This is a genomic window from Amycolatopsis balhimycina FH 1894 (genome assembly GCF_000384295.1).
GTDB lineage: Bacteria > Actinomycetota > Actinomycetes > Mycobacteriales > Pseudonocardiaceae > Amycolatopsis > Amycolatopsis balhimycina.
In genome coordinates this window covers 8160563-8173140 of sequence record NZ_KB913037.1, presented here as the reverse complement: position 1 = coordinate 8173140, position 12578 = coordinate 8160563, and the positions used below count along the sequence as shown (strand labels likewise).

Below are 12578 nucleotides of genomic sequence, written 5' to 3'. Positions count from 1 at the left end.
GAACAGCAAGTGGCACAGCTCACCACCGAGCGTGCCCACGCGGTGACGCTGTCTCCCATCCGCCCCCGCGACCCGCTCCCCCTGGAGGCCGACGAGCAGCGTGGGTTGAACGTCGTCCGCCGCTTCGGCACGGTCGGGTCGCTCTTCCTCGCGGTCGGCTCGCTCGGCGCCGGCGCCGCCCCGGTGATCAACCCGGTGCAGGAGATCCCGGTGCTGCGGCTGTTCGCCCGGATCCCGACGGTGTCGCTGGCCATCGCCATCTCCGGGATGGGCATCCTGGTGCTGAGCTGGCTGATGCTCGGCCGGTTCGCCCAGCCGAGCCGCACCCGGCTCGCGTCCCAGGGGCAGCTCGCCCGCACGATCGCCCTGTGGGTGCTGCCGCTGCTGGTGATCCCGCCCCTGTTCTCCCGCGACGTCTACAGCTACCTGGCGCAGAGCGAGATCGTGCACCGCGGGATGGACCCCTACACCCTCGGGCCCGCGCAGGCCCTCGGCGTCGCGGACAAGTTCACCGCCGGCGTGTCGAACATGTGGCGCGAGACGCCGGCCCCGTACGGGCCCGTGGTGCTGCGCCTCGGCGGCTGGCTCGCGCCGCTGTCGGGCAACAGCATCGCCATGGGCGTGCTGCTGCAGCGCGCGCTCGCCCTGGTCGGCGTGGTCCTGATCGTCTGGGCGCTGCCCCGGCTGGCGCGCCGCTTCGGCGTCCAGCCCGCGACGGCGCTGTGGCTCGGCGCCGCCAACCCGCTGCTGATCTTCCACTTCGTCGCCGGCGCCCACAACGACGCGCTCGCGATCGGCCTGATGCTCGCCGGGCTGGAGGCCGGCCTCTCCCGGATGCCGATCCGGGTGAAGGGCGACACGCCCCCGCCACTGGCCCGCGGCGAGCTGCTGTACATCGGGATCGGCGTCGCGATCATCACCCTCGGCGTCGCGGTGAAGATGCCCGCGGTGTTCGCGCTGCCGTTCTTCGCCGTGATGGTGGCGCGGCGGTGGCACGGCAGGCTCAAGGACCTCTTCCTGACCGGCGCGCCGATGGCACTGTGGTTCGGCGTGGTCCTGGTCGCCGTCTGCTTCGGCACCGGGCTGGGCTTCGGCTGGTTCGGGGCGACGTTCAACACCCCCGGCCTGGTCCGCTCCTGGATCTCCCCCACCGCCGAGCTGGCCAACCTCTCCGGCGTCCTCGGCATCGCGCTCGGGCTCGGCAACCACACCAACGGCCTGGTGCCGATCCTCGGCGCGCTCGGCTACCTGGTCGCGGTCGCGATCACGGTCAAGTTCCTGTGGGACAGCTTCAAGTGGCGCTACCGGCCGATCATCGGCCTCGGCGTCTCCCTGGGCGCGGTGATGATCCTGCAGATCAACCTGCAGCCCTGGTACGTGCTGTGGGCGGTGATCCCGCTCGCCGCCGCGGCGGGGACGTCCCGGTTCCGCGTGGCGGCGGCGGTGCTGTCGGCCGCTCTGCCGTTCCTGCTCCCGCCGACGGGCAGCACCTTCGACGGCCGCCCGTACGTGCTGCCGTTCGCCTACGGCGCGGCGATCGTCGTCTGCGGCGCGGGGATGCTGGTCGTGCGACGGCTGGCTCCCGTGTTGCTCACCCGGGCGTCCCCGCCGGTGAGCGTGCGTGCCGACGCCGTATCGTGACCCGATGTGAGTGTCCCTGCCGTCGAGATCAGCGGGCTGGTCAAAAGCTACGGCTCCACCCGCGCGGTCGACGGTCTCGACCTGCGGATGGAGCGCGGCAGCCTGCTGGCCCTGCTCGGCCCGAACGGGGCCGGCAAGACCACGACCGTCGAGGTCTGCGAAGGCTTCCTGAGGCCTGACGCCGGCACGGTGCGCGTGCTCGGCCTCGACCCGGTGCGCGAGTCCGCGGCGCTGCGCCCCCGCATCGGGATCATGCCCCAGGGCGGCGGCGCCTACCCGGGCGTGCGGGCGGACGAGATGCTGCGGCTGGTGGCGTCGTGCGCGGCGTCGCCGCTGGACCAGGACTGGCTGCTGGACGTCCTCGGGCTGGCTCCGGTGCGCCGGACGCCGTTCAAGCGCCTCTCCGGCGGCCAGCAGCAGCGGCTTTCGCTGGCCTGCGCCCTGATCGGGCGGCCGGAGCTGGTGTTCCTCGACGAGCCGACCGCGGGCATGGACCCCCAGGCCCGCCGCCTGGTGTGGGACCTGCTGGGGGCGTTGCGCCGCGACGGCGTCTCGGTGCTGCTGACCACGCACCTGATGGAGGAGGCCGAGGCGCTGGCCGACACGGTGGTGATCGTGGACCACGGCAAGGTGGTCGTCTCGGGCGCGCCCCAGTCGTTGACAGTGGACGAAAGCGGCAACGCCGGACTGCGGTTCAAGGCCCGCACCCGGCTCGACACGGCGCTGCTGACGGCGGCGCTTCCGGAGGGCTACGCGGTGCACGAGTCGGCGCCCGGCACCTACGTGGTGGCCGGCTCGGTGGACCCGCAGGTGGTGTCGACGGTCACGGCGTGGTGCGCGCAGCAGGGCGTCCTGGCGGAGGAGCTGCAGGTCGGCAAGCGGACGCTCGAAGAGGTCTTCCTCGAGCTGACCGGACGGGAGCTGCGGGCATGAGCGTTTTCGAGCCGGGGGTCTTCACCCCGGCGCCCGGGCGCGGATCGCTGGGCCGGATGCTGCGCACACACGCGCGGGTCGAGGCGAGCCTGACCCTGCGCCACGGCGAGCAGGTGCTGCTGACGCTGCTGATCCCGCTGGCGCTGCTGATCGGATTGTCCCTTTTGGACATCCTGCCGGCGTCTTCGCTGGGCTCGTCCTCCAAAGTGGACTGGATCACGCCGAGGATCCTGGCGCTGGCGGTGATGTCGTCGGCGTTCACGGGCCAGGCGATCGCCCTGGGCTTCGACCGGCGTTATGGCGTGCTGAAGCGTCTCTCGGCGACGGCGTTGCCGCGGTGGCTGCTGGTGGCCGGACGCCTGTCGGCGGCGCTGCTGGTCGTCGCGCTCCAGTCGGTGATCATCGGCGTGGTGGCGGCGTTCCTCGGCTGGTCGCCGTCGGTTTCCGGGCTTTTCTCGGCCGTTCTTCTGCTCGTGCTGGGAACTTTGGCGTTCGGGGCTCTGGGGGTCCTGCTGGGCGGGGCGCTGCGGGCCGAAGCGGTGCTGGCCTTGGCGAACATCGTCTGGTTCGTCCTGCTCTTGGCCGGCGGGATCCTGCTGGCGCCGTCTTCGCTGCCTTCGGGCCTCGCGAGGGTCGTCGAGCTGCTGCCCTCGGGCGCGCTGGCGGAGGGAATGCGGACGGCTTTGGTGGACGGTGCGTTCGCTCCCGGCCCTCTCGCGGTGCTCGCGGTTTGGGCGGTTTTGGCGGGTGCGGTGGCTTCGCGGACGACCAAGCTCACCTGAGCGTCCTGTTTGGACGGTAAAACTGACCTCACGGCCGCCCGGCACTCCTGAGAAGCTCCTCCGGTTCGGTTCCGCACCCGAGGGGGCAGTCACATGGTTTCGAAAACACGCGTGGTCTTGATCATGCTTCTCCTGCTGGCCGTGGCGATCGGGGTGATCGTCGTCCTCGCGAAAGCCGGCGCGGGCGCCTTCTGGGTCCAGACCGCAGCCATCGCCGTGCTGCTGATCGGCGGCCTCGGCGCGCAGTCGATGGGGCTCTTCCAGAAGAAGGCCAAGAAAAAAACGGAGTGACCTTGGTCCCTTGCGCCGGCTGAGCCGTTCTGGGCGCCGGGACCTGCCGAAAGGCGGATTCCGGCGCGCTCTACCATCGAAGCCGTGCCGTTCACCAGCCTCGTCGCCCGTCTGCCGTTTCCCTCCGCCGCTGTGCAGCGGGCCGTCGGGATCGCCGCCGTCCTCGCGCAGGCGCTGATCGGCGTCACCGGCTCGATCGTGCGCGTCACCGGGTCCGGGCTCGGCTGCCCGACCTGGCCGGAGTGCGTCGCCGGGAGCCTGGTGCCGGTGAACCACCCCGGCATCCACGCGCTCAACCAGTGGATCGAATTCGGCAACCGGATGCTGACCGGTGCGGTCATCCTCGTGGCCGCCGTCGCCGTCGTCACCGCGTGGCGCGTGCAGATCGACCACCCGTCCCGCACGCGCCTGGTCAAGCTGGCCTGGACGATGCCCGGCGGCGTCGTGCTGCAAGCCGTCGTCGGCGGCCTCACCGTGCTCGCGAAGCTGGAGTGGTGGACGGTCGCGATCCACTTCCTCGCGACGACCCCGCTCGTCTGGCTCGCCGTCCTGCTGCTGCGCGCGTTCCGCGAAGGCGACGAGCCCGCCCGCCCGCTGGTCCCGGCGGCCGGCCGCGGCATCCTGGTCGCGCTCGCCGTCGTGATGTGGCTCGTCCTCGCGGCCGGCACCACGGTGACCGGCGCCGGCCCGCACAGCGGCGACCTCAACACCCACCGCCTCGCCGTCCCGGTCGAGGCGCTCGCCCAGGTCCACGGCGGACTCCTCGTGCTCTACCTGCTGCTGCTCGCGGTGTTCGGCCTCCACCTGATGCGCATCGGCGCGCCGAAGAGCCTGTGGCGGCACTACACCGTGGTCTGGGTGGTCGCGCTGGCGCAGGGCGCTCTCGGTTCTCTGCAGTACGCGCTGGGCGTGCCGGAGGCGATGGTGTCGTTCCACGTCCTCGGCGCGATGACGGTCATCGTCGCGACGGCGTCACTGTGGACGGCCGGCCGCGACCGCGGCCCGGTGACATCGCTGACGGCCGCGCCCCGGGAACTCACCGCCGCCTGACGGCAACGCGGGCTTAACTCCGCGTCGGCGTGCACGTCCGGCACGTGGGTTACTGTTCGCCCCATGACGTCGCGCACCGCGCCCAAGCCGCTCATCTCCCACCGCCGGGGGACCGGCGAGATGATCGTGCTCAAGACCTTCCTGCTGGTGCCGTTCGCGGCACTCCTCGTCGCCGTCCCACTGGTCTGGGGCTGGGGCATGACCTGGGTGGATCTGATCCTCGCGGCGGTGTTCTACGTCTTCGCGACGCTCGGGGTGACGGTCGGCTACCACCGCTACTTCACCCACGGCGCGTTCAAGGCGTCGCGTCCCCTGCGGGTGGTGCTGGCCATCGCGGGCAGCATGGCGGTGCAGGGTTCGGTGATCTTCTGGGTGGCCAGCCACCGCCGCCACCACGCGTTCGCCGACCGCGAGGGCGACCCGCACTCGCCGTGGCTGTTCGGCACGTCGCCGTCGGCGCTGCTGCGGGGGTTCTGGCACGCGCACATGGGCTGGATGTTCGGCCGCGAGGTGACCAACGCGGACCGGTTCGCCCCGGACCTGGTGGCCGACCCGGACCTGCGCTGGGTGAGCCGCTACTTCTGGCTGTGGATCACGTTGAGCCTGGCCCTCCCGGCGGCGCTGGGCGGCCTGCTGACCTGGTCGTGGTGGGGCGTGGTGACGGCGTTCTTCTGGGCGGGACTGGTGCGGATCGCGTTCCTGCACCACGTGTCGTGGTCGGTCAACTCGGTGTGCCACCTGATCGGCGAGCGCCCGTTCGCGAGCCGCGACAAGGCGGCGAACTTCTGGCCGCTGGCGGTGCTTTCGATGGGCGAGTCCTGGCACAACTCCCACCACGCCGACCCGACGTGCGCGCGGCACGGGGTGCTGCGCGGCCAGGTGGACATCTCGGCGCGGCTCATCTGGGCGTTCGAGAGGCTGGGCTGGGCGACGGACGTGCGGTGGCCGAGAGCTGACCGGCTGGCCGCAAAGCGAGCCTGACTACAACCTGACAGTCTAGACTACTGCTCCAATTGGCCTAACAACCAGTGGGCTGATCGATCCTACATATGCGCGGTAATCTTCTCTCGCAGACATTGGTCTGAAGCTGAATTACATAGAGGGAGAGAGCGTGGAGCACCACAACCACGCTGGCGGCGGCGAAGGCGGCGGGAACACCGGCAACTGATCAAGCCCGACACCAGCTCTCTCCAGGGAAGAGCCCCCGGGAAGGGACCGAGCACCATTGGCGCTTGGCTCCTCGATCCCTTTCCGGTCAAGGCCATCTGATCGCGATCCCGTACTCCTCCCGCGGGTGGCAGCACCCCTCGAAGGTGTGCTCCACGAACCCGTCTCTCACGTCGAGCAGGCGCGGATCGCCCGGCCGCGGCCGGCGCAACCTCTCGACTTCGAGCTGCTCGGCGTACCACCAGCAGGCTTCAGGCAGGCATTCCGCGTCGAAGCTCACGCGTACCGTGAGTCCGCCCGGTGCCACACCGTGGTGATCGACTTTGACATTGATCCACCTGCGTTCCTCGTCGAGGTTCCCGTCGACCGCCTCGGAGACGAAGGTGTACGTCTCGTTCATCCGCAGCTTCCGCCGGAACCGCAGCCTGGCCAGAACGGGGTCGCCCGAGTACTCGCCGCGCACCGCGGCGACGCGGCAGTTCCACAGGGCTTTGACGGGGATTTCGGCGAGGTTCCCGGTCCAGCCGGTCCCCGCGTAAACGTCATAACCGTCGACACCGTCCTCGCGGGCTACGACGTCCCGCTCGGTGATGCGACGCAACGCCATCCGCCGGTGCATGACGACGGTGACGTTCATCCGCTCCACCAACACCGGCTGCGCGCCTTCGGACGGGGCTCGGCACCCTTCCGGACATCCGTCGCCGGGAACCGTGCCCGCCGTAGCCGATCGTCCGATGTCCACGTAGGGCAACCAGCCTTCACCCTCGAGGTGTTCGAGCTTCCGCGCCACGGCGGTACTGAGCATCTCCAGCGCGCCGGCCCAGGCCTTGTTCATCGGCGTGTTCGACAGCGGTTTCCGCTCTCCGAAAAGACCACGGACTTCGGCCAATTGGCCGAATCGGTCGCCGAGGTTCGACGCCCAGCCGGCACTGCCGTCCGGTACCGGCGGGAGCCGGAACGCGGCCAGCAGGACGTAGTGCTCACGCGGCTCCACGACCGAACCCAGTTTGCCGATCTCGTCGACGACGAGGCCCCAGATCGCCGACGCACGCAATTCCGGTGTTGCCGCCGGCAGTGAAGCAGTCGGATCGACGAGACAGCCGAGTATGGTGCCGGAACCGCTCAACGACGATTCCACCGCGCGCCGAAGAGCACCGAGCGGGTCTCCGTCCCGGCGTCTGGCCAGTGCGGCCAGCGCGGCCTTCTCGGGCGACTCTCCGAGGCGTTCGCTGTCCAGTTGCGCCGTCACGACTCCCCCTCTGCCCGGAAACAGTTCCGGAAAAAGATCGACAATTCGCGAAACAGTCCGACAAGCAGAAACACCTTCGCACCACCAAAGATCATTTCCGGTCCTGGCCCTCGCGAGACATCCTGAAAGTCAGCGCGTACTAGTACACCATAGTGAGGGGTAGTACAGTGGGCAACGAAAATCGCCACCGGCCTTCGCCGAGGCAGGACGATTCCCGGGGCATGGGGAAATTGATCAAAGCGGGCTTGACCGGAATCGGCGGGCTCTACCTGATCACCGGTTCGCTGGCCGTCACCACGATCGGCGCGATCGTCGCCCTGGTGCTCGCCGCCGTGCAGGAGGCCGTCCGGTGACTACGCCAGCTGCTGCCGCACCGCCGAGGCGAACCGGGTCGCCGCGGCCGGATCCGCCTGGCGGAAGCCCAGTGATGGCTCCGTCAGCTCCAGCTCCAGCAGCAACGGCTTGCCGTCCGCGCCCGGGACCAGGTCCACCCTGGCGTACAGCAGCTCGGCCCGTAGGATTCCCAGCAACGCCGAAGCCGTGTCCAGGACGTCCTCGGCCAGCGCCAGGGCCTCCGCGGAGGGCTCCGCCGGAGCCAGCTTCTCCGTCAGGTACAGCCCCGATTCGTCCATTGTGGACCCGAGCATCGCACCCTTCGTGAAGGTGTGGGAGTAGATCCCGCCCAGGTACACCAGGGCCAGCTCGCCCTCGCTGTCCACACCGGACTGGTACGGCTGGATCATCGCCGTGTGGCCTTCGGCGTGGAGCGCGGCCACGTGGGCGGACGCGTCGGCACCGGCCGCGAAGCGGGCCGCTCCACGGGAACCCGCGCCCACCGAGGGCTTGACCACGTACTCCGACGACGGGAACCGGGCCGGGGAGCCGGGCTCGACGAGCGCGGTCGGGACCACCGGCAGGCCCGCGTCGAGCAGCTCGACCAGGTACGCCTTGTTCGTGTTCCAGCGGACCACCTCCGCCGAGTTGAGCAGCGACGGCACCGCCTCGCACCACGCGAGAAACTCGGGACGCCGGGCCGGGTAATCCCAGGTCGCGCGCAGGATCACGGCGTCGGCCGAGGCGAAGTCGGCAGCCGAGTCCCACGCCGCCCATGACACCGAGAACCCCAGCGACGCCAGGGCGGGCACCACGGCGTCGTCGTCGCCGTCGCCTTCCGGCAGGTGCGCGCAGCTGACCAGGATCGCGGTGCGGTTCACCGGCCCGCCATCTTGCGGCGGTGCTCCGCGCCGATCTTCGCCTGGTTGACCGTCTCCGCGTCCCACGTTGCCGGCGAGAGGTCCTCGACCGCCTCGACCAGCGCTTCGCCGGTCGCCACCGAGGACACCACGACGTCGCCCAGTGCGCCGTCCGCGCCCACGAGCACGACCCGGGCGCCCGCCCGGCCGATGTTCTCCACCACCGCGCGGGACGGCTTGCCGTGCGCCTTCACGAACTTGCGCGCCGCACCCAGCTGCGCACTGGTCGGCGAAACAGTCTCTTCCACGTTCCGGAGCCTAACCAAAGAGCGGCTGGAACGCGGAACAGCGTGGCGTCGGCCATAGTTGCACCGGGAGAACCCGATCCGAGGAGGACCCATGCCCACCGCAGTACAGGTGACGAAGACCGGCGGCCCGGAAGTGCTCGAGCCGGCCGAAGTGGACGTCCGCGCCCCGCAGGCCGGCGAACTCCTGGTCGACGTCGCCGCGGCCGGGGTCAACTACATCGACACCTACCAGCGCCAGGGCGTCTACCCGATGGAGCTGCCGGTCGTGCTCGGCCTCGAGGGCGCCGGCACGGTCGTGGAGGCGGGCGCCGGCACGGGCTTCGAGCCCGGCGACCGCGTCGCCTGGCAGGGGTCGATCGGCAGCTACGCGGCCCGCAAGCTCGTGCCGGCGTCGGTCGCGGTGAAGGTCCCTGAAGGCATCTCCCTCGAGACCGCCGCCGCGACGATGCTGCAGGGCATCACCGCCCACTACCTGGTCGCCTCGACCTTCGAGGTCAAGCCGGGTCACGATGTGCTGGTGCACGCGGCCGCCGGTGGCGTCGGCCTGCTCCTGGTGCAGCTGGCGAAGGCACGCGGCGCGCGCGTGATCGGCACGGTGTCGACCGAGGAGAAGGAGAAGCTCGCCCGCGAAGCCGGCGCCGACGAGGTGATCCGCTACGACCGCGAGGACTTCGCGAAGATCACCCGCGAACTGACCGGCGGCGAAGGCGTCGACGTCGTCTACGACGGCGTCGGCAAGGACACCGTCGACGGCAGTCTGGCCAGCCTGAAGGTGCGCGGCCTGCTGGCGCTGTTCGGCGCGTCCAGCGGCCCCGTGCCGCCGCTCGACCCGCAGCGCCTCAACGCCGGCGGCTCGCTCTACCTGACGCGCCCGACGTCCGTGCACTACACGCGCACGCGCGAGGAGATCGACTGGCGTTCGAAGGAGCTGTTCGACGCCATCCTGGCGGGCAAGCTGAACATCCGCATCGGCGGCAAGTACCCGCTCGCCGACGCCCGCAAGGCCCACGAAGACCTCCAGGCCCGCCGCACCACCGGCAAGCTCCTGCTCATCCCGTGAAAGCCGTGAATGGCACATTGAGAGACTTCAAGTCCTTCAATGTGCCATTCACGGACTTGGGAGTCAGGCGGCGGCGACCGACACGGCGTCGGTGACGAACACCAGGGTCTCGTTCGGCTTCATGCGCCCGCCGCCGTCGCCGTAGGCGAGGTCCGGCGGGATGATCAGCAGGCGGCGGCCGCCCTGCTTGATGCCCGCCAGGCCCTGGTCCCAGCCCGGGATGACGTCACCGGCGCCGAGGTTGAGGTCGAACGTCTTGCCGCGGTCGAAGGAGCTGTCCAGCTTCTGCTTGTCCGACCACGTCACCAGCAGGTAGTTCATCTGGAGCTTCTGCCCGGCCTTGGCGGGGTCACCGGTGCCCTCGGACAGGTCCTTGGTGATCAGCTTCTTCGGCGGGTCGCAGTCGTCCGGGATGGTGATTTCGGGCTGTTCGCCGAACTTCCCCGTCGTCTTGATGTCGTCCGCCGTGCACTCGCGGCCCTTGCTCTGGGGCGCCTGCGCGGCACTCGACGACGAGACGGCCGACCCCGGCGGAGCGGCCGCCGTCCCGGTCTTGGCGGCCTGGCCGCACGCGGCCAGCGACAGCGCCGCCGCGGCGACGACCACGATCTTCCCGATCTTCTGCATGCGGGGCACCCTAGCCAAGCACGGAGAGTGCCGGAACATCGTCACCGGTCCGGACCACGCCGAGCCGCCGGGTCGCCCGCGTCAGGGCCACGTACAGGTCGTTGAGCCCGCGCGGCGACCCCGCGACGACCTCGTCCGGCGCGACCAGCACCACCGAGTCGAACTCCAGGCCCTTCGAACGCTCCACCGTCAGCACGCTCAGCCGCTCGTCGTACGAGCCGAGCAGCGCCGAGACCGCGTCGAGCCGGCCCGGCGGCACCAGGACCGCCACCGTGCCACCGTCCACTTCGGACAGTTCGGCCGCCACCAGCCCGGGCAGCTCCTCGGTGAGCGAAGCCGGCCGCACCGACCACGGCGGGACGCCGGTCTCCCGCACCGAGGACGGCGCCGACAGCGACGCGTCGACCTCGGAAAGCACCCGCGCCGCGACGGCCATGATCTCCGCCGGCGTGCGGTAGTTCACGGTCAGCTCTTGCAGCCGCCACCGGTCCTCGACGTACGGCGAGAGCACTTCGCCCCACGACCGCGCGCCGCCCGCCGCGCCGGTCTGGGCGACGTCGCCGACCAGCGTCATCGAGCGGTTCGGCGTGCGCCGCATGAGCAGCCGCCAGTCCATCGCCGACAGTTCCTGTGCCTCGTCGACGATCACGTGCCCGAACGTCCAGGTCCGGTCCTGCGCGGCCCGCTGGGCGGCGGTCAGCTCGCTGCGCTCCTGCTGGCGCTCGGCGAACAGCTCGGCGTCGAGGACGTCCGAGACGCGCAGCAGCTCCTCGTCGACGATCTCTTCGTCCTGCTCGAGGATGTCGAGCACGCCCTCGGCGTACGCGCGGTTCTCGCGCTCACGGCGTTTGCGCTCGACGCGGGCCTCGGTGTCGTCGACGCCGATCAGCTCGGCCAGCTCGTCGAGCAGCGGCACGTCGGCCGGGGTCCAGCGAGCGTCGCGGCCGCTCTCCAGGAGGGCCTGGTCCGAAGCGGGCAGCAGCTTCCCGGCCGCCCGTGAGAGGCGTTCGCGGTCGGCGAACAGGTCGTCGAGCACGCCTTCCGGCGTCAACACCGGCCACAGCTCGTTCAGCGCGGCGGCGATGTTTTCGTCCGCGGCCAGCTCGGCCCGGATGTCGGCGAGGTCCTGCCCGTCGAGAAGGTCCTCCCCGAGTTTCCGCGCGGCCTGGCGGGTCAGCGCGTCGAGGACGTCGGAGACGAACAGGCGCCGCGCCGGGTTGTGCGGGCGCCTCGACCGGCGGGCGCGGGTCCGGGCGTCGGTGCAGGTCTTGCGATCCAGCCGCAGCACGTCGTGCTCGTACTCGATCTCCATGACCGGCTCGGGCACGCGCTGGCGGTCGCGGACGGCGTTGGCGAGCACGTCGGCCATCACCAGCCGCCCCTTGACCTCGGTGGTCTCCCGCGGCTCGACGCCGTCGGCGGTGAGGCCGGGGTAGAGCTGCCCGACGGTGGCGAGCAGGACACCGGTCTCGCCGAGGGACGGCAGGACCTGGCCGATGTAGCGCAGGAACGTGCTGTTCGGCCCGACGACGAGCACGCCGCGGGTGGTGAGCTGCTGGCGGTGCGTGTAGAGCAGGTAGGCCGCGCGGTGCAGCGCGACGGCGGTCTTGCCGGTGCCCGGCCCGCCCTGGACGACCATGACGCCGCCCAGCGGGGCCCGGATGATGCGGTCCTGCTCGGCCTGGATGGTCGCGACGATGTCGCTCATCTCGCCCGTGCGCCGCTGCTCCAGCGCGGCCAGCAGCGCGGCTTCGCCGGCCAGCCCGAGGTCCTGGCCCTGGTCGGCGGCGGTGAGGTCGAGGATCTCGTCGTCGAAGCCGGTGACCTTGCGGGTCAGCGACCGCAGGTGACGGCGCCGGCGCACCCCGTCAGGCGACGCGGCGGTGGCGAGGTAGAACGGCCGCGCGACCGGCGCCCGCCAGTCGACGAGCAGCGGCTTGTAGTCGTCGTCCTCGTCGAAGAGCCCGAGCCGGCCGACGTAGGTCGTCTCTTCGGCGCTTTCGGGGACGAAGTCGAGCCGCCCGAAGGCCAGGCCCTGCTCGACCGAGCCGAGCTGGGCGAGCCGGTCGGTGTAGAGGGTCGTGGCGACGTCGCGCTCGGTGCGGGCCTGCGGGGTGCCGCCGGTCTGGCGCAGGGTCTCGTCGAGGCGGCGCTGGGCTTCGAGGCGCTCGGCGTCGAGCTTCGTGTAGAGGGTGGTGACGTACGCCTGCTCGCGGGCGAGCTCGGCGGAGAAGTCGTCCGAGGAGACGGACAAGAGCATCCTGCTTTCGCCTCAAG

The 12578-nt window shown here is 70.8% G+C and carries 13 protein-coding genes; 8 read left to right on the top strand and 5 right to left on the bottom strand.

What is annotated here, in order from left to right; genetic code table 11:
- Positions 1–9 precede the first annotated feature (9 nt).
- From mptB to A3CE_RS0137740, 6 genes are all read left to right on the top strand, one after another.
- Positions 10–1641, top strand: a complete 1632-nt coding sequence (gene mptB / locus A3CE_RS0137765; RefSeq protein WP_020645294.1) for a polyprenol phosphomannose-dependent alpha 1,6 mannosyltransferase MptB — start codon at positions 10–12, stop codon at positions 1639–1641.
- Positions 1642–1647: 6 nt separating this feature from the next.
- Positions 1648–2574 carry an ABC transporter ATP-binding protein gene (locus tag A3CE_RS0137760; RefSeq protein WP_020645293.1) on the top strand — a complete coding sequence of 309 codons (927 nt, stop codon included), beginning with the start codon at positions 1648–1650 and terminating at the stop codon, positions 2572–2574.
- The gene (locus tag A3CE_RS0137755; protein WP_020645292.1) at positions 2571–3356 is read left to right on the top strand and encodes an ABC transporter permease; all 786 of its coding nucleotides are present in this window, start codon (positions 2571–2573) and stop codon (positions 3354–3356) included. Before A3CE_RS0137760 ends, A3CE_RS0137755 begins: the two co-directional genes overlap by 4 nt.
- A 123-nt stretch (positions 3357–3479) precedes the next feature.
- A complete protein-coding gene (locus tag A3CE_RS0137750) occupies positions 3480–3647 on the top strand; it encodes a hypothetical protein (protein WP_245589649.1) in 168 nt (55 codons plus the stop codon).
- 84 nt (positions 3648–3731) lie between these two features.
- Positions 3732–4697 (top strand): COX15/CtaA family protein, encoded by a 966-nt coding sequence (locus A3CE_RS0137745; RefSeq protein ID WP_020645290.1) that lies wholly within the window; start codon positions 3732–3734, stop codon positions 4695–4697.
- Positions 4698–4760: 63 nt separating this feature from the next.
- Positions 4761–5678 carry an acyl-CoA desaturase gene (locus A3CE_RS0137740; RefSeq protein WP_020645289.1) on the top strand — a complete coding sequence of 306 codons (918 nt, stop codon included), beginning with the start codon at positions 4761–4763 and terminating at the stop codon, positions 5676–5678.
- Positions 5679–5952: 274 nt separating this feature from the next.
- On the opposite strand, the gene A3CE_RS0137735 is transcribed toward A3CE_RS0137740, so the two are convergent.
- Entirely contained in the window at positions 5953–7113 is a 1161-nt protein-coding gene (locus tag A3CE_RS0137735) for a hypothetical protein (RefSeq protein ID WP_245589648.1), read from the bottom strand.
- A gap of 221 nt (positions 7114–7334) precedes the next feature.
- Here A3CE_RS0137735 and A3CE_RS59415 point away from each other — a divergent pair, with 221 nt between their 5' ends.
- Positions 7335–7466 (top strand): hypothetical protein, encoded by a 132-nt coding sequence (locus tag A3CE_RS59415; protein WP_020645287.1) that lies wholly within the window; start codon positions 7335–7337, stop codon positions 7464–7466.
- Here A3CE_RS59415 and A3CE_RS0137725 read toward each other — a convergent pair whose 3' ends face one another.
- On the bottom strand, positions 7467–8327 hold the full coding sequence (locus tag A3CE_RS0137725) for an ATP-grasp domain-containing protein (RefSeq protein ID WP_020645286.1): 861 nt from the start codon (positions 8325–8327) through the stop codon (positions 7467–7469). It lies immediately after the preceding gene.
- Complete coding sequence (locus A3CE_RS0137720; protein WP_020645285.1) at positions 8324–8614, bottom strand: hypothetical protein; 291 nt, start codon at positions 8612–8614, stop codon at positions 8324–8326. Before A3CE_RS0137720 ends, A3CE_RS0137725 begins: the two co-directional genes overlap by 4 nt.
- A 91-nt stretch (positions 8615–8705) precedes the next feature.
- On the opposite strand from A3CE_RS0137720, the gene A3CE_RS0137715 reads away from it, so the two are divergent.
- On the top strand, positions 8706–9674 hold the full coding sequence (locus A3CE_RS0137715) for a quinone oxidoreductase family protein (protein ID WP_026469244.1): 969 nt from the start codon (positions 8706–8708) through the stop codon (positions 9672–9674).
- A 63-nt stretch (positions 9675–9737) separates the two neighbouring features.
- Here the strand turns inward: A3CE_RS0137715 and A3CE_RS0137710 are convergent, their stop codons facing one another.
- Positions 9738–10301: an FKBP-type peptidyl-prolyl cis-trans isomerase gene (locus A3CE_RS0137710; protein WP_020645283.1), complete on the bottom strand. Its 564-nt coding sequence runs from the start codon at positions 10299–10301 to the stop codon at positions 9738–9740.
- Positions 10302–10311: 10 nt separating this feature from the next.
- A complete protein-coding gene (locus A3CE_RS0137705; RefSeq protein ID WP_020645282.1) occupies positions 10312–12561 on the bottom strand; it encodes a HelD family protein in 2250 nt (749 codons plus the stop codon).
- Between the last annotated feature and the right edge of the window lie 17 nt (positions 12562–12578).